Below are 20,893 nucleotides of genomic sequence, written 5' to 3' on the forward strand. Positions count from 1 at the left end.
TTGCCGCGCCCGCAACGGGCGCGCGCGACCTGACATTTTGAGGTTGTTTTGACACATACCCACGACACCGATTCGTCCGAATCCGAGCGCGCCGTGCCGTCGGCGCGGGCCGACGAAGCGCGCAACCCGCAAGCGCCGGCAGGCGAGGGCGAGCGCCCGGCACAGAGCGCGGAAGCCGACGGCGAAGAGCGTCCGCGCCGCGGTCTGCGTCGCGGGCCGCGCAGCCTGATCGCGCGCCGCCGCGCCGGGGCGAAGACGAAGGCTGCCGAAAACGCGTCCATGCAGGCCGCGCCGGTCGTTACCGAGGCGCCGCCGGATGGCGAGGTCGTCACGCAGGTGCGCATGCCGCGCAAGGACGCGGGCGCGAAGCAGGGCGCGCGGCGCAATGCGGGCGGCGCGAAACGAGAGGGGCAACGCGAGGGTCAGCAAGGCCAGCGCGAGCGTCAGCCGCGTGAGGGTCAACGCGAGGGGCAGCGCCAGAACCGTCGCGGCGCCGACGCAAACGTGGCTGCGGATTCCGCTCAAGACGATCTGTTCTCGTACGTGATGTCGCCGGCGTTCGACGCCGACAACAGCACGACCGGCGGCGTGCGCGCGCCGATGCTGCGCCGAGGCAAGGCGGCTGGTCCGAAGCGCGTGCTGTCGCCGGACGACGATGCGCCGAAGCTGCACAAGGTGCTCGCCGAAGCGGGCATGGGCTCGCGCCGCGACATGGAAGAGCTGATCATCGCCGGCCGCGTGTCGGTGAACGGCGAACCAGCGCACATCGGCCAGCGCATCATGCCGACCGACCAGGTTCGCATCAACGGCAAGCCGGTCAAGCGCAAGCTGGCGAGCAAGCCGCCGCGCGTGCTGCTGTACCACAAACCGACCGGCGAAATCGTCAGCCACGCGGACCCGGAAGGCCGTCCGTCGGTGTTCGACAAACTCCCGCCGATGAAGACCGCCAAGTGGGTCGCCGTCGGCCGTCTCGACTTCAACACCGAAGGTCTGCTGATGCTGACCACCTCGGGCGATCTCGCGAACCGCTTCATGCATCCGCGCTACAGCGTCGAGCGCGAGTACGCGGTGCGGGTGGTCGGCGAACTCGCGGAAGGCATGCGCCAGAAGCTGCTGCACGGCGTCGAGCTCGAGGACGGTCCGGCGAATTTCCTGCGCATCCGCGATGGCGGCGGCGAAGGCACCAATCACTGGTATCACGTCGCGCTTGCCGAAGGGCGTAACCGCGAGGTGCGCCGTATGTTCGAGGCAGCCGGGCTGATGGTCAGCCGGCTGATCCGCACGCGCCACGGCCCGATCTCGCTGCCGAAGGGGCTGAAACGCGGCCGCTGGGAGGAACTCGACGACAACCAGGTGCGCGCGCTGATGGCGTCGGTCGGCCTGAAGGCGCCGAGCGAGGAGCGCGGTGGCCGCAATGCGGCGCCGGAGCGCCGGCAGCCGGACCCGATGCAGACGTCGATGGGCTTCATCAACCGCGAGCCGGTGCTGATGTCGCATAGCCGCTTCGAGCAGCAGCCGCGCGGTCAGGGCCGCCGGGGTGCGGCGGGCGGCGGCTTCGGTACGGGTATGGGCGGCGGTGCCGGTACCGGCTACGGCAACCGCGGTGCCGGCGGTCAGCGCGGCCGCGATGTCGACGGCAATCGTGCGCCGTCGCCCAACGGCAATCGCGCGCGCCCGGGCGGCAAGCGTGCCGCTCCCGGTAACACGGGCAATCGCGCGCCGGGCGGCAATCGTGGCGGTAACGCCAATCGCGGCGGCGGCAACACAGGGGCGGGCGGCGCAAATCGTGGCAACGGTGGCGGTACGGCACGCGGCCGTTCGCGCGGCCGCTAAGCGGAGTTTCTCGTGGTGGTTGGGGCGGTCGCCTAAGGCGGCTGTCCCCAGGTAATCAGCGGATGGCGGTCATGCTGCCATCGACAGCGTCGGGCGCTTGATCGATCCCTTCGGCAAGCGACGCCGTTTGCGCACGACAGCGAGCCGTGACTCGTTTTTAGCGGTTTTTCCGGCTCGCCATTGGCCGCGCTCAGCAGGTCTTTCGGATTTGGGAATGCGCGCGAAACCGCGGCGCGAATCAATGCGGGACGAGTCGCCCAAACTCAACGGCGAGATTCGTCCGGGTGCTGTTTGAGGCAATACGGGCCGTTCCGTAAAAGCCCGATCTTGCCGCCGCTTTTCCCAAAGATTCCTATTAAATCAAGCGGAAATGCGCGCCGTGCAGCGTTCGGCGGATTGCGTTTGGGCCGAAAAATGGCTACAATCGCGGAGTCGCTGGGCGTACGGTTTTTCATGTGCGGCTCAGGTGCGACCACCGGCAACAAGATGATGGGCGTTCAGCCCATTTTTTTTTGCCGCTTACTTCAGCGTGGTTCGGCATCTCGGGTTCGCACGAACGTGCGCCGGCTTGGCGCGCGGCCCGCATTGGTTGTTTGCTGAAGAGGCGCGAGGCTCGCTGCGCGAACATCTAAGAGGGCACTGTGCAACTGACGGAACTGATTGAAACCACGGTCGTGGGACTCGGCTACGAGCTCGTCGATCTCGAGCGCACCGGGCGCGGCATGTTGTGTATCTATATCGACCAGCCGGCCGGCATCGCGATCGAAGACTGCGAGAAGGTCACGCGTCAGCTCCAGCACGTTCTGACGGTCGAAAATATCGATTATGAGCGGCTTGAAGTGTCGTCGCCGGGTCTCGACCGCCCGCTGAAAAAACTGGCGGATTTTGAGCGCTTCGCGGGCAGCGAGGCGGTAATCACACTGAAAAAGCCATTGGACGGACGGAAATCGTACCGGGGCATTCTGCATGCTCCGCAAGGCGAGACGATCGGTCTGGAATTTGAAGGAAAAGAAGGCGCCGCGATGCTCGATTTCACGCTCGCGGACATGGACAAGGCGCGCCTTGTTCCGAAAGTTGACTTTAGGAGCCGCAAACAATGAGTCGCGAAGTGTTGATGCTGGTGGATGCGCTGGCACGCGAGAAGAATGTCGATAAGGACGTGGTATTTGCCGCGCTCGAAGCGGCTCTCGCTTCGGCCTCCAAGAAACTCTTCGAAGAAGATGCGGATATTCGCGTCCATATCGACCGTGAAAGCGGCGAGCACGAAACGTTTCGCCGCTGGAAGGTGGTGCCGGACGAAGCCGGGCTGCAGGAGCCGGATCAGGAAATCCTGCTGTTCGAGGCTCGCGAGCAGCAGCCCAATATCCAGCTCGACGAGTTCATCGAAGAACCGGTGCCGTCGATCGAATTCGGCCGTATCGGCGCGCAGGCCGCCAAGCAGGTGATCCTGCAGAAGGTGCGCGACGCCGAACGCGAGCAGATCCTGAACGACTTCCTCGAGCGCGGTGAGCACATCATGACCGGCTCGGTGAAGCGCCTCGACAAGGGCAACTTCATCGTCGAATCGGGCCGTGTCGAAGCGTTGCTGCGCCGCGACCAGCTGATTCCGAAGGAAAACCTGCGCGTGGGCGACCGCGTGCGCGCCTATATCGCGAAGGTCGACCGCACCGCGCGTGGTCCGCAGATCGAGCTGTCGCGCACGGCGCCCGAATTCCTGATGAAGCTGTTCGAGATGGAAGTGCCGGAAATCGAGCAGGGTTTGCTCGAGATCAAGGCCGCCGCTCGCGATCCGGGCGTGCGCGCGAAGATCGGCGTGGTCGCCTATGACAAGCGCATCGATCCGATCGGCACCTGTGTCGGCATTCGCGGCTCGCGCGTGCAGGCCGTCCGTAATGAGCTCGGTGGCGAAAACGTCGACATCGTGCTATGGTCGGAAGACCCCGCCCAGTTCGTGATCGGCGCTCTCGCGCCGGCAGCCGTGCAGTCGATCGTCGTCGATGAAGAAAAACATTCGATGGACGTCGTCGTCGACGAGAACGAACTCGCGGTCGCGATCGGCCGCAGCGGCCAGAACGTGCGTCTTGCCAGCGAACTCACCGGCTGGCAGATCAACATCATGACGCCGGACGAATCTGCGCAGAAGCAGAATCAGGAGCGCGGCGTTCTGCGCGACCTGTTCATGGCGCGTCTCGATGTCGACGAGGAAGTCGCCGACATCCTGATCGACGAAGGCTTCACGAGCCTCGAAGAGATCGCCTACGTGCCGCTCAACGAAATGCTCGAAATCGAGGCATTCGACGAAGACACCGTTCACGAACTCCGTAACCGCTCGCGCGACGCATTGCTGACGCAGGCGATCGCGAACGAAGAAAAGGTCGAAAATGTAGCGCTCGACCTGAAGAGCCTGGACGGCATGGACGCCGACCTGCTCGCGAAGCTGGCCGAACATCAGGTTCAGACGCGCGACGAACTCGCCGAGCTGGCCGTGGATGAACTGGTCGAGATGACCGGAATGGAAGAGGATGCCGCTAAGGCGTTGATCATGAAAGCACGTGAACACTGGTTCCAGTGAGAAATGACCATGGCGCACTGAATTGAACGCGGCCGCGAGGCCGCATGACCCGATGCTAACCGCAAGGAATCGGTCCTTGCATTAAGAGGAATGAATGGCGAGTAACAACGTAGCCCAATTTGCCGCGGAACTGAAAATGCCTGCTGGCGTGCTGCTCGAGCAGCTGCAGGCAGCGGGCGTCCAGAAGGCGAGCGAAGACGACAACCTGTCCGAGGCGGACAAGGCGCGTCTGCTCGATCACTTGCGCAAGTCGCATGGCTCGAACGATGCCGACAAGCGCAAGATTACGCTGACGCGCCGGCATACGTCGGAGATCAAGCAGTCCGATGCGACGGGCAAAGCTCGCACCATTCAGGTCGAGGTGCGCAAGAAGCGCACGTTCGTCCGCCGCGACGAGACCGTCGCGGAAGGCGGGGATGCATCGAATCATGTGGCCGAGAGTTCGGATGCCGAAGATCTCGAACTTCAGCGTCGTGAAGAGGAAGCGCGTCACGAGGCCGAACTGCTCGAAAAGCAGGCGCAGGAACTGAAAGCTCGCCAGGAACAGCTCGAACGCGAAGAGGCCGAGCGCCAGGCGCGCGAGCAGGCTGCGGAAGCCGAGCGTCAGCGCGCGGAAGAAGAGGCGAAGAAGCGCGCGGCGGCTGTGGCCGAAGCGGCGGCTCGCGAGAAGGCCCAGCAGGCGGCACAGGCTGCGGAGCCGGTTGCCGCGAAGGGCAGCGAGCAGGACGACGAACGCGCGGCGGCGGAACGTGCTGCGCAACGCGAAGCCGCGAAAAAAGCGGAAGACGCCGCGCGTCAGGCCGCCGAGAAAGCGCGTGCCGAGCAGGAAGAAATCGCCAAGCGCCGCGCGGCGGCGGAAGCCGAAGCGCGCGCGATTCGCGAAATGATGAACACGCCGCGCAAGGCGCAGGTGAAGGCGCCGGAACCGGCACCGAAGCCCGTCGAGCCGGCCAAGGCCGCCGAAGCGAAGGGCACGCTGCACAAGCCGGCCCGTCCGGCAGGCGAAGCGCCGGCCCGTCCGGCTGCGAAAAAGCCGGCAGCCGCGGCGCCGGCCTCGACCACGAGCGCTCCGTCCGCCGGCGACAAGAAAAAGCCCGGCGGCGGCAAGAGCGGCAGCTGGCAGGACGACGCAGCGAAGCGCCGCGGCATCAAGACGCGCGGCGATTCGAGCGGTGGCGTCGATCGCGGCTGGCGCGGCGGTCCGAAGGGCCGCGGCAAGCATCAGGAACAGTCCACCACGTTCCAGGCGCCGACCGAGCCGATCGTGCGTGAAGTGCACGTGCCGGAAACCATCACCGTTGCCGATCTCGCGCACAAGATGGCGGTGAAGGCGTCGGAAGTCATCAAGGTGATGATGAAGCTCGGCCAGATGGTCACGATCAACCAGATGCTGGACCAGGAAACGGCGATGATCATCGTCGAGGAACTGGGCCACCACGCGGTCGCGGCGAAGCTGGACGATCCGGAAGCGATGCTGGTCGAAGGCGAAGTGAGCGATGCCGAAGCGCTGCCGCGTCCGCCGGTCGTCACCGTGATGGGTCACGTCGACCACGGCAAGACCTCGCTGCTCGACTACATCCGTCGCGCGAAGGTGGCGGCGGGCGAAGCGGGCGGCATTACGCAGCACATCGGCGCTTACCACGTCGAAACGCCGCGCGGCGTCATCACGTTCCTCGACACGCCAGGTCACGAAGCTTTTACGGCAATGCGTGCACGCGGTGCGAAGGCCACCGACATCGTGATTCTGGTCGTGGCCGCCGACGACGGCGTGATGCCGCAGACGAAGGAAGCGATTTCCCACGCGAAGGCCGGCGGCGTGCCGCTCGTCGTCGCGATCAACAAGATCGACAAGCCGGATGCGAACCTCGAGCGCGTGAAGCAGGAGCTCGTCGCGGAAGGCGTCGTGCCGGAAGAATACGGCGGCGATTCGCCGTTCGTGCCGGTGTCGGCGAAAACCGGCGCGGGCATCGACGATCTGCTCGAAAACGTGCTGCTGCAGGCCGAAGTGCTGGAACTGAAGGCACCGGTCGAAGCACCGGCCAAGGGTCTCGTCATCGAAGCGAAGCTCGACAAGGGTAAGGGCCCGGTGGCCACGATCCTCGTGCAGTCGGGTACGCTGAACCGTGGCGACGTCGTGCTCGCGGGCAGTGCCTACGGCCGCGTGCGTGCCATGCTCGACGAAACCGGCAAGCCGACCAAGTCCGCTGGCCCGTCGATCCCGGTCGAAATCCAGGGTCTGTCGGAAGTGCCGCAGGCCGGGGAAGAAGTCATCGTCATGCCGGACGATCGCAAGGCGCGTGAAGTCGCGCTGTTCCGTCAGGGCAAGTTCCGCGACGTCAAGCTCGCGAAGCAGCAGGCCGCGAAGCTCGAAAACATGCTCGAGCAGATGGGCGAAGGCGAAGTGCAGTACATGCCGCTCATCGTCAAGGCCGACGTGCAGGGCTCGCAGGAAGCGCTGGTCCAGTCGCTGCAGAAGCTCTCCACCGACGAAGTGCGCGTGCAGATCGTGCACGGCGCGGTCGGCGGCATCAGCGAGTCGGACGTCAACCTCGCAACGGCGTCGAAGGCGGTCATCATCGGCTTCAACACCCGTGCGGATGCGCAGGCTCGCAAGCTCGCGGAATCCAACGGCGTCGACATCCGCTACTACAACATCATCTACGACGCAGTGGATGAGGTGAAGGCGGCCATGTCGGGCATGCTGGCGCCGGAGAAGCGCGAAGTCGTGACGGGCACGGTCGAAGTGCGCCAGGTCTTCAAGGTGCCAAAGGTCGGCGCGGTGGCCGGCTGTATGGTCACGGACGGTTTCGTCAAGCGCTCGTCGTCGGTGCGTGTGCTGCGCAACAACGTCGTCATCTTCACGGGCGAGCTCGATTCGCTCAAGCGCTTCAAGGACGACGTCAAGGAAGTCCGTCAGGGCTTCGAGTGCGGTATGTCGATCAAGAACTTCAACGATATCGTCGAAGGCGATCAGTTCGAAGTGTTCGAGGTCACCGAAGTCGCGCGTACGCTGTAATTCACGCGACACGGCACAACGGGCGGAGCGGGCTTTAACGCCCGCTCCGCCCGTTGTTTTTGAGGCCGCCGTTGCGCGACCGCGCGAACCATTTTTTGTATCCGTCAACGCGGATCATCAACACCATGCCTAAAAAACGTTCTTCTCCCAATCGCAACGTGCAGATCGCCGACCAGATCCAGCGCGACCTGTCGGAGCTGCTGCGCGAGGTCAAGGACCCGCGCATCGGCATCGTCACGATTCAGAGCGTCGAGCTGACGCCGGACTATGCGCACGCGAAGGTCTACTTCACGACGCTGACCGGTGACCCGCAGCAGACGCTCGAAGCGCTCAGTCATGCGGCGGGCCATCTGCACAACATGCTGTTCAAGCGCCTGCATATCCATACGGTGCCGACGCTGCATTTCCATTACGACAAAACGATCGAGCGCGCCGTCGAGATGTCGCGTCTGATCGACGAGGCGAACGCCACGCGCGCGAAAGACGACTGAGCGTGTCCCGTGCCGCGGTGTTCGCCGTAGCGCCCGGCGCCGTTTCGTATTCCTCGAAGTCTTTGCCTCACTGACATGACTGCACCTCAACGCCCCCGCGTGCCGCGTCGCGCGCTCGACGGCGTGCTGCTGCTCGACAAGCCGATCGGGCTGTCGAGCAACGACGCCCTGATTCGCGCGAAGCGTCTCTATCTGGCGAAAAAGGCGGGCCATACCGGCACGCTCGACCCGCTCGCGACCGGTCTGCTGCCGCTGTGTTTCGGCGAGGCCACCAAGTTTTCGCAAGACCTGCTCGAAGCCGACAAAACCTACGAGGCCACGATGCGCCTCGGCATTCGCACGACCACCGGCGACGCTGAAGGCGAAGCGCTCGACACGCGCGCCGTGACCTGCGACGAAGCGGCAGTGCGGGTGGCCTTGGCGCGCTTTATTGGCGATATCGTCCAGGTGCCGCCGATGTATTCGGCGCTCAAACGCGACGGCAAGCCGCTCTACGAATACGCGCGGGCCGGGCAGACGGTCGCGCGCGAAGGGCGTCAGGTGATGATCCATGCGCTCGAACTGATCGCGTGCGCGCTGCCCGACGTGACGTTTCGCGTGACGTGCAGCAAGGGCACCTATGTGCGCACGCTGGCCGAGGATATCGGCGAAGCGCTCGGTTGTGGCGCGCATCTGGTTGCGCTGCGGCGCACGGGCGTCGGCGCGCTGACGCTCGAACACGCGGTTACGCTCGATGCCTTGTCCGACGCGACGCAAGCCGAGCGAGACGGATGGCTGCAACCGGTCGATGCGTTGCTGTCGACGTTTCCCGAGGTCCACCTGAACGAAGACGACACGCGTCGCTTTCTGCACGGCCAGCGCCTGAAGCTGTCGTCGTTGACGATTGGCGCCGACGCCGCGAACGCGCCGCGCGTGAGGGTGTACGCGGCACAGGGGCGGCTCCTCGGCGTCGCGAAACAGGGCGAAGGCGTGCTGGCGCCCGAACGCCTGGTGGTGACGACCGGGAGCTAGGCTCGCGTAACGTGTGATGTCTGATCCGGAAGCGCAGCGACTTCTCTGGCCGCCGCGCAGATAAAAAAAGCGGGATCGCCATCAGGCGATCCCGCTTTTTTCATGCCGTCCTGCTTATGTTGCCGAACCGTTACGAAACCTCAGTGCGCCGCGGCCGCTGCCGCGCCGGCATCGCCGCCCGCCCGCTCCGGCCGTGTGATCCAGATCAGCGCGATCAGTGCGACGAAAATGCCGGCTGAAGTGAAGAACAGATCGTTCACGCCGAGTTGCGCGGCCTGCTGCGAGACCATGTTGTTGAAGAGGCCGTAGGTCTGCGCCTGGCTGAAGCCCGCGCTACCCATCTGCTGCATCGACTGATCGAACACCGGGTTGTACACGTTCGCCTGCGCGGTCAGCCGCGCGTGATGCGTGATCGTGCGGTGATCCCACGCGGTCTGGAAGATCGAGGTGCCGATGCCGCCGCACATGATCCGCACGAAGTTCGACAGACCCGATGCCGCCGGAATGCGATGGCCCGGCAGACCCGACAGCGTGATCGACACGAGCGGGATGAAGAAGCCGGCCATGCCGATGCCTTGAATCAGCGTCGGCAGTGTCAGCGACCACGTATCGACGCCGGTCGTATAACGCGAGCGCATCCAGAAGCACAGCGCGAATATCAGGAACGACAGCGTCGCGATATAGCGCGGATCGGTGCGCGGCAGAACCTTGCCGGTGATCGGCGAGAGCAGGATCGCGAACAGTCCGACGGGCGCCATCACGAGTCCGGCCTCGGTTGCGGTGTAGCCGAGATCGGTTTGCAGCCACAGCGGCAGCAGCACGAGATTGCCGAAGTAGAGCCCGTAGCCGATCGACAGCGCGACCGTGCCGCCCGTGAAATTACGCCGGCTGAAGAGCGACAGGTCGACGACCGGATGCTCGGCCGTCAACTCCCATACGATGAAGAACGCGAGCGCGATCACGGCAACGAGCGCGAGCACGACGATCGTCGTCGACGAGAACCAGTCGAGGTCCTTGCCCTTGTCGAGCATCACCTGCAGCGAGCCGACCCAGACGATCAGCAGGCCGAGGCCGACGCCGTCGATCGGCGCCTTCCTGATGACCGAATCGCGGTTGCGGAAGATCATCCATGTCGCGGCGGCCGCGATCGCGCCGACCGGAATGTTGACGTAGAAGATCCACGGCCATGAGATGTTGTCGGAAATCCAGCCGCCGAGAATCGGGCCGGCGACCGGCGCGATCAGCGTGGTCATGGCCCACATCGACAACGCCATCGGCGCCTTCGCGCGCGGATAGCTCGCGAGCAGCAGCGTTTGCGACAGCGGAATCATCGGACCGGCCACCGCGCCTTGCAAGACGCGCGAGGCGAGCAGGAACGGCAGGTTCGGCGAGAGTCCGCACATCCATGACGAGATCACGAACAGCACGATCGACGCCATGAAGAGGCGCACCTGGCCGATGCGGTCGGTGAGCCAGCCAGTCAGCGGCACCGAGATCGCGTTGGCGACCGCGAACGACGTGATGACCCACGTGCCCTGGTCCGACGATACGCCGAGGTCGCCGGAAATCGACGGGATCGACACGTTCGCGATCGACGTGTCCAAAACGTTCATGAACACGGCGAGCGACACCGCGATGGTGCCGATCACCAGTTGCGCGCCCTCGAGCGGCGGGTGAGGGACTTGCGCCTGAGCCTGAGCCATTGAAAAAGCCTTCTATGAATCGTCGCGCGGAGTTTTAGCTGTTCCTTAGCCCTTCTTCGCCGTCGGCTGGGCGGCCGCGCCGCCGTTTTGCACCGTCGACTTCTGCGCACCGCCGTTCGCATTCGGCCCCGCGTTTTCCGCGATGATGCGTGCGATGACCGCATCGGCTTCGTCGCCGTACTTGTCGAAGACATTGGTCTGGTAGGCCGTGGTCGGTGCCTGGCCGAGCTGGCCGCCGGTCTCGTCCTTGATGTCGACGTCAGCCTGCATCGACAGACCGATGCGCAGCGGGTGCTTTTCGAGTTCCTGCGGATCGAGCGCGATACGCACCGGCAGACGCTGCACGACCTTGATCCAGTTGCCGGTCGCATTCTGCGCCGGCAGCAGCGAGAACGCCGAACCCGTGCCGGCCGAGAAGCCGACCACCTTGCCGTGATACGGCACCGACGAACCGTACACGTCGGCCGTCAGTTCGACCGGCTGGCCGATGCGCATATGCTTGAGCTGCACTTCCTTGAAGTTCGCGTCGACCCACACGTCGTGCAGCGGCACGATCGCCATCAGCGGCGTGCCCGGCGAGACGCGCTGGCCGACCTGCACCGAGCGCTTCGCGACGTAGCCCGTGACCGGCGCCGGCAGCGTGTTGCGCGCGTTGTTCAGATACGCGTCGCGAACCTTCGCGGCGGCGGCCTGCACGTTCGGGTGATCGGTGATCGTGGTGTTCGCGGTCAGCGCGTGGTTTGCCGCCAGTTGCTGTTTGGCGGCGTCGAGCGCGGCCTGGGCGGTTTTCACGGAATCGCGGGCATGCGAGATTTCTTCCTGCGACACCGCGCCGGTTTGCGCGACGGCCAGACGGCGCTTGAGGTCGTCCTCGGCGCGCGACAGATCGGCCTGGCGCGCCGCGACCTGCGCTTCGTACTGGCTGTCGTCGGCGAACAGGCCGCTCACCTGGCGCACCACTTGCGCGAGATTGGCCTCGGCCTGTTCGAGCGCGACGCGCGCGTCGGCCGGATCGAGCACGACGAGCGGGTCGCCGGCCTTGACGACCTGTGTGTCGTCGGCGTTCACCGCGATCACGGTGCCCGTGACCTGCGGCGTGATCTGCACGACGTTGCCGCTCACGTAAGCGTCGTCGGTGTCTTCATGAAAGCGCGCGACGAGGAAGTAGTACAGGCCGTACGCGACCGCGGCAATCAGGATCACGATGACGAGTAGCGTCATCATGCGCTTGCGTTTGCCGTTGTTCGCCGTTTGCGGCGGGGTGGCGGGCTGTTGGGGAGTGCTCATTGATGTGCTCCGGGTTCTTTTGTACGGCGTCGTTGACTCGTTGATTCGTGCGGATGCGTTGGCGTCGGCGTGGCGGTGGGCGGCTTATTTCGCGGCGGTGCTGGCGGCGGCACTCGTATCGGTGCCCGTTGCCGATGCCGGGGCGTCGGTCGGCACCACGAGACCGCTCCGGGTTGCGTCGAAGCCGCCGCCCAGCGCCTTGATGAGGCCGATCTGCAGATCGCGGCGGCGCATTTTCAGCCCCGTCACCGTCTGCTCGGCGGCGAGCCTGTTCTCGTCGGCGGTCAGTACCTGCAACTGCGGCGACAGGCCCGCCTTGTAGCGCACCACGGCGAGCTGATACGCTTTGCTCGACGCGTCGAGCGCGCGCTGGGCGTCGCCCGACTGCTGGTCGATCGAGCGGATCGACGATACCTGCGTCGACACGTCCTGCAGCGCGTTGATCAGCGTCTGGTTGTAGTTCGCGACGTCGAGGTCGAAGTCGGCATAGCGGCCCTTCAGCTGCGCGCGCAGCGCGCCGGCGTCGAAGATCGGTAGATGGATCGCCGGGCCGAACTGGGTCTGACGGCTCGCCGCGGTCAGAAAGCGCCCCCAGCCGAGCGCGTCGAAACCGAAACCGGCCGCGAGGTTCACGTCCGGGAAAAACTCGGCTTTCGCTTCCTTGACGTCGTGCATCGCGGCTTCGACCTGCCAGCGGGCGGCGACGATGTCCGCGCGGCGCGCCACCAGATCGGCCGGGATGTTGTCCGGCAGCGCGACCGTGTCGCCGCCCGTGAGCGCGGGTTTGGCGATCTGCATGCCGCGGTCCGGGCCCTTGCCGAGCAGCGCGCCGAGCTGATAGCGCACGACCGTGATCTGGCCGTCGAGGTCGGTCAGGTTCGACTGGCTGGTCGCGATGTTGCCGACGGCCGTTTGCTTCTCGACGTTGGAGTCGAGACCGGCGGCCACGCGGCCGTTGGTGATGCGGCCGACATCCTGGCGGTTGGCGATCTCGCGCGCGGCGATATCGCGGAACGCATACAGCTGCGCGAGTTGGTTGTAGGTACTCGCCACCGACGCGGCGAGCGTCACGCGCGCCTGCTGTACGTCCGCTTCGGCGGCTTTCTGTTGCGACACGGCCTGGCCGAGACGCTGGCGGTTCTTGCCCCACAGGTCGAGGTCCCACGACGCGCTCGCGAGCACGTTGTTTTCGCTAAACCACGTGCCGCCGTACGGGGGCGGGTAGAGACCGTTCGCCGAGAACAGTTCGCGCGTCCACGAATAGCTGCCGTTGACCTTCGGGAACAGCGCCGAGCGCGAGCTTTCGATATACGACGAAGCCTTCGCGAGACGCGCCTGCGCCTGGGCGATCGACGGGCTGCCCTCGAGCGCTTCCGCGATCAGCTTCGGCAGTTGCGGGTCGCCGAACTGGTTGGCCCAGTCGAGCGAGGGCCACTGGCCACCTTCGCTGGGCAGGCTCTGCGTCGACTCATACTGCGCCGGCGACGCGATCTGCTTGTCGCTCTTCACGCCGATGTAGTTCGCGCACCCCGTGAGGGCGAGCGCCGTCACCGCGGCGGCGACGGCGGCCCGGCTCGGAAGCGCGGGCGCGGACAGGAAAAGGGATTTCATCGCTCGACTCTTTGAGTGGAAGGTAATGATGGACGCAGCAAGCAATTTCTCAGGATTTACCGTCGGGATTGCCGGCGGCCTCGCGGGTCAGTCCCGTCTGTTCGCCGGAATTGACGAGCACCCGGCGCAGCATGCTCTTCAGGAAACCCACTTCCTCGGCGGTGAAACCGTTCAGCAGGCTGTCGAGCACACTATTGAAAATGCCCGGCATGCGGGCGGCGATTGCGTGGCCTTCGGGTGTCAGCGCGAGGCGCACGACGCGCCGGTCTTCGTTGCTGCGCACCCGGGTGAGCAGGCCGCGCTTTTCGAGCCGGTCGATCAGGCGGGTGACGGCGCTGGCGTCGATGCCGTATTCGCGGGCCAGTTCGGCGGCCAGCAGGCATTTGCCGCTCGCCACCATGAACAGGATGCTGCCCTGCTGGCTGGTGATGCCCAACTCGGCCATGCTGCGCTGCGTGATCAGGTTGGACATGGTCGATTTCACCCGCGAGAGGAGATAGCCGACGCTTTCGCCGAGTTGATACTCGCTAAGGTCCGGCATGGATTCGGTGGACGGCTCCGACATGATTCTCGTGCGAATGCAATGGTTGACTAGGCATTAGTATAGTCGGCTGTTGATTGACGCGACAAGCGTTATTACAGCTTAGGCAAGGATTCTTTCCCGCTCGGACGATGAGGGTAAGGTTCGTCGAGGGGCGGCGCCGGGCGGGTTGCCAGCCGGCACGCAGTAGAAGAAAGAAGGGCGGTCTATCGGGGAATACCAGAGAGCATCATTTCGCCATGCTATAATGTTGGGTTCCCAAAAGTGCGCTTTGGGCTTGTTGTCGGGGTGATCTCCCCAACCAGCAGCATAAGCAAGCGGCGCACTCCAACTGTCTCCAGGTTTCCTATGACCCGCGCCCTACGCAACATCGCCATCATTGCTCACGTCGACCACGGCAAGACCACGCTCGTCGACCAGCTCCTCCGCCAGACCGCCACGTTCCGCGAGAACCAGCAGATCGCCGAGCGCGTGATGGACTCGAACGACATCGAAAAGGAGCGCGGCATCACGATCCTGTCGAAGAACTGCGCGGTGGAGTACGAAGGCACGCACATCAACATCGTCGACACGCCGGGGCACGCCGACTTCGGCGGCGAAGTGGAGCGCGTGCTGTCGATGGTCGACTCGGTGCTGCTGCTCGTCGACGCGGTGGAAGGCCCGATGCCGCAAACCCGCTTCGTCACGAAGAAGGCGCTCGCGCTCGGCCTGAAGCCGATCGTCGTGGTCAACAAGGTCGACCGCCCGGGTGCGCGCGTCGACTGGGTCATCAACCAGACTTTCGACCTGTTCGACAAGCTCGGCGCAAGCGAAGAGCAGCTCGATTTCCCGATCGTCTACGCATCGGGTCTCAATGGTTATGCCGGCCTCACGGCGGACGTGCGCGACGGCGACATGCGGCCGCTGTTCGAGGCGATCCTCAAGCACGTGCCGGTGCGCCCGGCCGACCCGGAAGGTCCGCTGCAACTGCAGATCACCTCGCTCGACTATTCGTCGTACGTCGGCCGTATCGGTATCGGTCGTATCACGCGCGGCCGCATCAAGCCGGGCATGGCCGTTGCAGTGCGCTCGGGTCCGGAAGGCGAAATCCTCAATCGCAAGATCAACCAGGTGCTGTCGTTCAAGGGGCTCGACCGCGTGCAGGTCGACTCGGCTGAAGCGGGCGACATCGTGCTGATCAACGGTATCGAGGAAGTCGGCATCGGCGTGACGATCTGTTCGCCGGAACAGCCGGAAGCGCTGCCGATGATCACGGTCGACGAACCCACGCTGACGATGAACTTCCTCGTCAACTCGTCGCCGCTCGCGGGCCGCGAGGGCAAGTTCGTCACGAGCCGCCAGATTCGCGACCGCCTGATGAAGGAACTGAATCACAACGTCGCGCTGCGCGTGCGCGATACCGGCGACGAAACTACGTTCGAAGTGGCGGGCCGCGGCGAGCTGCACCTGACCATTCTGGTCGAAAACATGCGCCGCGAAGGCTACGAGTTGGCCGTGTCGCGTCCGCGCGTCGTGATGCAGGAAGTCGAAGGCGTCAAGCACGAGCCGTACGAAAACCTGACCGTCGACATGGAAGACACCCACCAGGGGGGCGTGATGGAAGAACTCGGCCGCCGCAAGGGCGAAATGCTTGACATGGCATCGGACGGCCGTGGCCGCACGCGTCTCGAGTACCGCATTTCGGCGCGCGGCCTGATCGGCTTCCAGTCGGAATTCCTCACGCTCACGCGCGGCACGGGCCTGATGAGCCACACGTTCGATTCGTACCAGCCGGTCAAGGACGGCGCGGTCGGCGAGCGCCGCAACGGCGTGCTGATCTCGCAGGACGACGGCGCGGCCGTTGCGTACGCACTGTGGAAGCTGCAGGACCGCGGCCGCATGTTCGTGTCGCCGGGCGAGGCGCTGTACGAAGGCATGATCATCGGCATTCACAGCCGCGACAACGACCTCGTCGTGAATCCGATCAAGGGCAAGCAGCTCACCAACGTGCGCGCCTCGGGCACCGACGAGGCCGTGCGTCTCGTGCCGCCGGTCCAGCTGTCGCTCGAATACGCGGTCGAATTCATCGACGACGACGAACTCGTCGAAGTCACGCCGAAGTCGATCCGTCTGCGTAAGCGCTACCTGAAGGAACACGAGCGCCGCAGCGCGAGCCGCAACAAGGTTGCCGAGTAAGCGACCGCAAGCCGGCGTGACCGGGTAGCAGTAATGGAAGCCACCTTCGGGTGGCTTCGCTGTTTTCGGCCCATCCGTGAAACGCCCGCCGTCACGGGCGTTTGCCCCTATGCGGTTCGCTATCTGGGCTATTCGTTCTGTGCTATGCTCCCGGGTGCACTGTTTTAGGTCCTTCCAAGCAAGACTTGATTCGCGCAATCCGCTAAACGGTCAGGCCGTGTCGCGGAAGGTTCTGTAACCCGCTATTTCTCGAGAAGCTCGAAGAAAGGTGAGCGTAAAAATGATGAAGCAATTCCAGTCGAACTCTTATCTGTTCGGCGGCAATGCTCCGTACGTCGAAGAAATGTACGAAGCGTATCTCGATAATCCGGCGTCAGTGCCCGAGACCTGGCGCAGCTATTTCGATGCGTTGCAAAACGTGCCCGCATCGGACGGCAGCAACGCCAACGACGTGGCCCACGGCCCGATCGTCGAGTCGTTTGCCCAGCGCGCCAAGGCCAATGCCTTCCTGCCGCGCGCAACGGCCGGCGGCGAAGACCTCGCCACCTCCCGCAAACAGGTCTACGTCCAGTCTCTCATCGGCGCATATCGCTTCCTCGGCTCGCAATGGGCCAATCTCGATCCTCTGAAGCGCCGCGAACGTCCCGCAATCCCCGAACTTGAACCCGCGTTCTACGACTTCACCGAAGCCGACATGGACCAGGAGTTCAGTGCAACGAACCTGTACTTCGGGTTCGAGCGGGCGACGCTGCGCGACATCGTCAAGGCGCTGCGCGACACGTACTGCGGCACGATCGGCGCCGAGTACATGTACATCAGCGATCCGGAGCAGAAGCGCTGGTGGAAGGAACGGCTCGAATCGATCCGCTCGACGCCGAACTTCAGCAACGACAAGAAGAAGCACATCCTGAACCGCCTGACGGCCGCTGAAGGCCTCGAGCGTTTCCTGCACACCAAGTACGTCGGCCAGAAGCGCTTCTCGCTCGAAGGCGGCGAGAGCTTCATCGCGGCGATGGACGAAGTCGTGCGCCACGGCGGCGCGAACGGCGTCCAGGAAATCGTCATCGGCATGGCGCACCGCGGCCGTCTGAACGTGCTGGTCAACACGCTCGGCAAGATGCCGGCCGACCTGTTCGCCGAATTCGAAGGCAAGCACGTCGACGATCTGCCGGCCGGCGACGTGAAGTACCACAAGGGCTTCTCGTCGGACGTCGCAACGGAAGGCGGCCCGGTTCACCTGTCGCTCGCGTTCAACCCGTCGCACCTCGAAATCGTCAACCCGGTGGTCGAGGGTTCGGCGAAGGCCCGTATGGACCGTCGCGGCGACGAAACCGGCCTGCAGGTGCTGCCGGTGCAGATCCACGGCGACGCGGCTTTCGCGGGCCAGGGCGTCGTGATGGAAACGCTGAACCTCGCGCAAACGCGCGGTTACGGCACGCACGGCACGCTGCACATCGTCATCAACAACCAGATCGGCTTCACGACGTCGGACCCGCGCGATTCGCGCTCGACGCTGTACTGCTCGGACGTCGTCAAGATGATCGAGGCGCCGGTGCTGCACGTGAACGGCGACGATCCCGAGGCGGTCGTGCTGGCGATCCAGCTCGCGATCGATTTCCGGATCCAGTTCCACAAGGACGTCGTCGTCGACATCGTCTGCTTCCGCAAGCTCGGCCACAACGAGCAGGACACCCCGGCGGTCACGCAGCCGCTCATGTACAAGACGATCGCGAAGCATCCGGGCACGCGCGCGCTGTACGCCGAAAAGCTCGTGCAGCAAGGCGTGATCTCGGCCGACGAAGGCGACGAATTCGTCAAGGCCTACCGCAAGGCGATGGACGAAGGCCACCACACGGTCGACCCGGTGCTCTCGAACTACAAGAGCAAGTACGCGGTGGACTGGGTGCCGTTCCTGAACCGCAAGTGGACCGACGCGGCCGACACGGCCGTGCCGCTCGCGGAACTGAAGCGCCTCGCCGAGCGCATCACCACGATTCCCGAAAACTTCAAGGTTCACCCGCTCGTCGAGCGCGTGATCAACGACCGTCGCGCCATGGGCCGCGGCGAAGCGAAGCTCGACTGGGGCATGGGCGAGCACCTCGCGTTCGCGTCGCTGGTCGCATCGGGTTACGCGGTGCGCCTGACCGGTCAGGATTCGGGCCGCGGCACGTTCACGCACCGTCACGCGGTGCTGCACGACCAGAACCGCGAGCGCTGGAACGACGGCACGTACGTGCCGCTGCAAAACATCGCCGAAGGTCAGGCGAAGTTCACGGTGATCGACTCGGTGCTGTCGGAAGAAGCGGTGCTCGGCTTCGAATACGGCTACTCGACCGCTGAACCGAACACGTTCGTCGCATGGGAAGCGCAGTTCGGCGACTTCGTGAACGGCGCGCAGGTCGTGATCGACCAGTTCATCTCGTCGGGCGAAGTGAAGTGGGGCCGCGTCTCGGGCCTGACCATGATGCTGCCGCACGGCTACGAAGGCCAGGGTCCGGAGCACTCGTCGGCACGTATCGAGCGTTTCCTGCAACTGTGCGCGGACCACAACATGCAGGTCGTTCAGCCGACCACGCCGGCGCAGATTTTCCACCTGCTGCGTCGCCAGATGATCCGCCTGTTCCGCAAGCCGCTGATCGTCTTCACGCCGAAGTCGCTGCTGCGTCACAAGGAAGCCGTGTCGGACCTGTCGGAACTCGCGAAGGGCTCGTTCCAGCCGGTGCTCGGCGAAACCGACGAGTCGATCGACGCGAAGAAGGTCAAGCGCGTGATCGCCTGCTCGGGCCGCGTGTACTACGACCTCGTCGCGCATCGCCGCGAAGCGAAGGCGAACGACGTCGCGATCATCCGTATCGAACAGCTCTATCCGTTCGCGCACAAGCAGTTCGAAGCGGAAATGAAGAAGTACGACAACGCGACCGAAGTGGTCTGGGTGCAGGACGAGCCGCAGAATCAGGGCCCGTGGTTCTACATCGAGCACCACCTGAAGGAAGGCATGAAGGACGGGCAGAAGCTGGCGTACAGCGGCCGTCCGGCTTCGGCCTCGCCGGCAGTCGGTTACTACGCGAAGCACTACGAGCAGCAGAAGGCGCTGGTCGAAGGCGCTTTCGGCCGCCTCAAGAGCGCGTCGATCGCTAAATAAGGAAACAGTCGAGCCGGGAAAGGTGCACCGTAGTGCATTTTTCCCGCGCCGCGCCGAACCGCGTCGAACGGTTCCCATGAGGTTCAGGCGCGGCGCCCGAGGTTCGCAGGCGGTCGTGAAGAAGCGCCGTCACCCGATACGTATTCAGGATACTCATAATGGCTATTGTTGAAGTCAAGGTTCCCCAGCTCTCCGAGTCGGTCTCGGAAGCCACCATGCTGCAGTGGAAGAAGAAGCCGGGCGAGGCTGTCGCTCAGGACGAAATCCTCATCGAAATCGAGACCGACAAGGTCGTGCTCGAAGTGCCGGCTCCGGCTGCGGGCGTGCTCGCGCAAGTCATCTCGAACGACGGCGACACCGTCGTGGCCGACCAGGTGATCGCGAAGATCGACACCGAAGGCAAGGCAGGCGCCGCTGCCGTCGAAGCCGAAGTGAAGCCGGCTCCGGTTGCCGAAGCTGCTGCGGCACCGGCCGCTCAGGCTGCCGCCGCAACGGGTTCGAACACCGCGGCTTCGCCGGCTGCCGGCAAGCTGATGGCGGAGAAGGGCCTGGCCGCTGGCGACGTCGCCGGCACGGGCCGCGATGGCCGCATCACGAAGGGCGACGTGCTCGCCGCCGGCGCTCCGGCTGCCAAGGCTGCACCGGCACCGGCTGCCGCACCGAAGGCCGCCAAGCCGTCGCTGCCGGACGTCAAGGCTCCGGCATCGGCCGACCAGTGGCTCAAGGACCGTCCGGAACAGCGCGTGCCGATGTCGCGTCTGCGTGCGCGTATCGCCGAGCGTCTGCTCGAGTCGCAGCAAACCAACGCCATCCTCACGACGTTCAACGAAGTGAACATGGCGCCGGTCATGGACCTGCGCAACAAGTACAAGGACAAGTTCGAGAAGGAACACGGCGTGAAGCTCGGCTTCATGTCGTTCTTCGTGAAGGCGGCTGTTCACGCGCTGAAGAAGTTCCCGCTCGTGAACGCGTCGATCGACGGTAACGACATCGTCTATCACGGCTACTTCGACATCGGTATCGCGGTCGGTTCGCCGCGCGGTCTGGTGGTGCCGATCCTGCGCAATGCGGATCAGATGAGCCTCGCCGACATCGAGAAGAAGATCGCCGAATTCGGCCAGAAGGCGAAGGACGGCAAGCTGTCGATCGAAGAAATGACGGGCGGTACGTTCTCGATCTCGAACGGCGGCGTGTTCGGCTCGATGCTGTCGACCCCGATCATCAACCCGCCGCAGTCCGCGATTCTCGGCGTGCACGCCACCAAGGAACGCGCTGTGGTCGAAAACGGCCAGATCGTGATCCGCCCGATGAACTACCTCGCGCTCTCGTACGACCACCGTATCATCGACGGCCGCGAAGCGGTGCTGTCGCTGGTCGCGATGAAGGACGCGCTGGAAGATCCGGCGCGCCTGCTGCTCGACCTGTAAGCGCACGTTCCACTGGCGCCGGCCGGCGTGGCCAGCCGGCGCCATCCGCAGTAAGTCTTCAAGCATTCAGCAGTACCGGAACGG

13 protein-coding genes are annotated in these 20,893 nt (G+C 64.6%); 9 read left to right on the forward strand and 4 right to left on the reverse strand.

Annotation, left to right across the window (positions count from 1 at the left end):
• The first annotated feature begins 48 nt into the window (after nt 1–48).
• From rluB to truB, 6 genes are all read left to right on the forward strand, one after another.
• Nucleotides 49–1,833: a 23S rRNA pseudouridine(2605) synthase RluB gene (gene rluB / locus GXB81_RS17745; RefSeq protein WP_205989903.1), complete on the forward strand. Its 1,785-nt coding sequence runs from the start codon at nt 49–51 to the stop codon at nt 1,831–1,833.
• A 641-nt stretch (nt 1,834–2,474) separates the two neighbouring features.
• The gene (rimP, locus tag GXB81_RS17750; RefSeq protein WP_006052964.1) at nt 2,475–2,933 is read left to right on the forward strand and encodes a ribosome maturation factor RimP; all 459 of its coding nucleotides are present in this window, start codon (nt 2,475–2,477) and stop codon (nt 2,931–2,933) included.
• Nucleotides 2,930–4,405 carry a transcription termination factor NusA gene (gene nusA / locus GXB81_RS17755; protein ID WP_167040185.1) on the forward strand — a complete coding sequence of 492 codons (1,476 nt, stop codon included), beginning with the start codon at nt 2,930–2,932 and terminating at the stop codon, nt 4,403–4,405. Before rimP ends, nusA begins: the two co-directional genes overlap by 4 nt.
• A 94-nt stretch (nt 4,406–4,499) precedes the next feature.
• Nucleotides 4,500–7,421: a translation initiation factor IF-2 gene (infB, locus tag GXB81_RS17760; protein ID WP_167040183.1), complete on the forward strand. Its 2,922-nt coding sequence runs from the start codon at nt 4,500–4,502 to the stop codon at nt 7,419–7,421.
• Nucleotides 7,422–7,546: 125 nt separating this feature from the next.
• Entirely contained in the window at nt 7,547–7,912 is a 366-nt protein-coding gene (gene rbfA, locus GXB81_RS17765) for a 30S ribosome-binding factor RbfA (protein ID WP_167040181.1), read from the forward strand.
• 75 nt (nt 7,913–7,987) lie between these two features.
• A complete protein-coding gene (truB, locus tag GXB81_RS17770) occupies nt 7,988–8,923 on the forward strand; it encodes a tRNA pseudouridine(55) synthase TruB (protein ID WP_167040179.1) in 936 nt (311 codons plus the stop codon).
• A gap of 140 nt (nt 8,924–9,063) precedes the next feature.
• Here the strand turns inward: truB and GXB81_RS17775 are convergent, their stop codons facing one another.
• The 4 genes from GXB81_RS17775 to GXB81_RS17790 all read right to left on the reverse strand — a co-directional run bounded on the left by GXB81_RS17775 (nt 9,064) and on the right by GXB81_RS17790 (nt 14,089).
• Nucleotides 9,064–10,626, reverse strand: a complete 1,563-nt coding sequence (locus GXB81_RS17775) for a DHA2 family efflux MFS transporter permease subunit (RefSeq protein WP_167040177.1) — start codon at nt 10,624–10,626, stop codon at nt 9,064–9,066.
• A 45-nt stretch (nt 10,627–10,671) separates the two neighbouring features.
• Complete coding sequence (locus tag GXB81_RS17780; protein WP_205989904.1) at nt 10,672–11,913, reverse strand: EmrA/EmrK family multidrug efflux transporter periplasmic adaptor subunit; 1,242 nt, start codon at nt 11,911–11,913, stop codon at nt 10,672–10,674.
• Nucleotides 11,914–11,997: 84 nt separating this feature from the next.
• The gene (locus GXB81_RS17785; protein ID WP_167284658.1) at nt 11,998–13,524 is read right to left on the reverse strand and encodes an efflux transporter outer membrane subunit; all 1,527 of its coding nucleotides are present in this window, start codon (nt 13,522–13,524) and stop codon (nt 11,998–12,000) included.
• 49 nt (nt 13,525–13,573) lie between these two features.
• Nucleotides 13,574–14,089, reverse strand: coding sequence for a MarR family transcriptional regulator (locus tag GXB81_RS17790; protein ID WP_167040171.1), 516 nt, complete (start codon nt 14,087–14,089; stop codon nt 13,574–13,576).
• Between the two features lie 324 nt (nt 14,090–14,413).
• Here GXB81_RS17790 and typA point away from each other — a divergent pair, with 324 nt between their 5' ends.
• The 3 genes from typA (at nt 14,414) to odhB (ending at nt 20,809) form a co-directional block, all read left to right on the forward strand.
• On the forward strand, nt 14,414–16,240 hold the full coding sequence (typA, locus tag GXB81_RS17795) for a translational GTPase TypA (protein ID WP_167040169.1): 1,827 nt from the start codon (nt 14,414–14,416) through the stop codon (nt 16,238–16,240).
• A 280-nt stretch (nt 16,241–16,520) separates the two neighbouring features.
• Nucleotides 16,521–19,382 (forward strand): 2-oxoglutarate dehydrogenase E1 component, encoded by a 2,862-nt coding sequence (locus tag GXB81_RS17800; RefSeq protein ID WP_167284659.1) that lies wholly within the window; start codon nt 16,521–16,523, stop codon nt 19,380–19,382.
• A 158-nt stretch (nt 19,383–19,540) separates the two neighbouring features.
• Nucleotides 19,541–20,809, forward strand: a complete 1,269-nt coding sequence (gene odhB / locus GXB81_RS17805) for a 2-oxoglutarate dehydrogenase complex dihydrolipoyllysine-residue succinyltransferase (RefSeq protein ID WP_167040165.1) — start codon at nt 19,541–19,543, stop codon at nt 20,807–20,809.
• Nucleotides 20,810–20,893 lie beyond the last annotated feature (84 nt).

Source organism: Paraburkholderia sp. Ac-20336 (assembly GCF_017105025.1).
Classification (GTDB): Bacteria; Pseudomonadota; Gammaproteobacteria; order Burkholderiales; family Burkholderiaceae; genus Paraburkholderia.

Excerpts from the sequence above, each read along its gene's own strand:
- GXB81_RS17800 (WP_167284659.1), top strand. The coding sequence starts at position 16,521 with ATGATGAAGCAATTCCAGTCGAACTCTTATCTGTTCGGCGGCAATGCT.
- nusA (WP_167040185.1), top strand. The coding sequence starts at position 2,930 with ATGAGTCGCGAAGTGTTGATGCTGGTGGATGCGCTGGCACGCGAGAAG.
- odhB (WP_167040165.1), top strand. The coding sequence starts at position 19,541 with ATGGCTATTGTTGAAGTCAAGGTTCCCCAGCTCTCCGAGTCGGTCTCG.
- rbfA (WP_167040181.1), top strand. The coding sequence starts at position 7,547 with ATGCCTAAAAAACGTTCTTCTCCCAATCGCAACGTGCAGATCGCCGAC.
- GXB81_RS17785 (WP_167284658.1), bottom strand. The coding sequence starts at position 13,524 with ATGAAATCCCTTTTCCTGTCCGCGCCCGCGCTTCCGAGCCGGGCCGCC.
- typA (WP_167040169.1), top strand. The coding sequence starts at position 14,414 with ATGACCCGCGCCCTACGCAACATCGCCATCATTGCTCACGTCGACCAC.
- GXB81_RS17780 (WP_205989904.1), bottom strand. The coding sequence starts at position 11,913 with ATGAGCACTCCCCAACAGCCCGCCACCCCGCCGCAAACGGCGAACAAC.
- infB (WP_167040183.1), top strand. The coding sequence starts at position 4,500 with ATGGCGAGTAACAACGTAGCCCAATTTGCCGCGGAACTGAAAATGCCT.
- GXB81_RS17775 (WP_167040177.1), bottom strand. The coding sequence starts at position 10,626 with ATGGCTCAGGCTCAGGCGCAAGTCCCTCACCCGCCGCTCGAGGGCGCG.
- truB (WP_167040179.1), top strand. The coding sequence starts at position 7,988 with ATGACTGCACCTCAACGCCCCCGCGTGCCGCGTCGCGCGCTCGACGGC.
- GXB81_RS17790 (WP_167040171.1), bottom strand. The coding sequence starts at position 14,089 with ATGTCGGAGCCGTCCACCGAATCCATGCCGGACCTTAGCGAGTATCAA.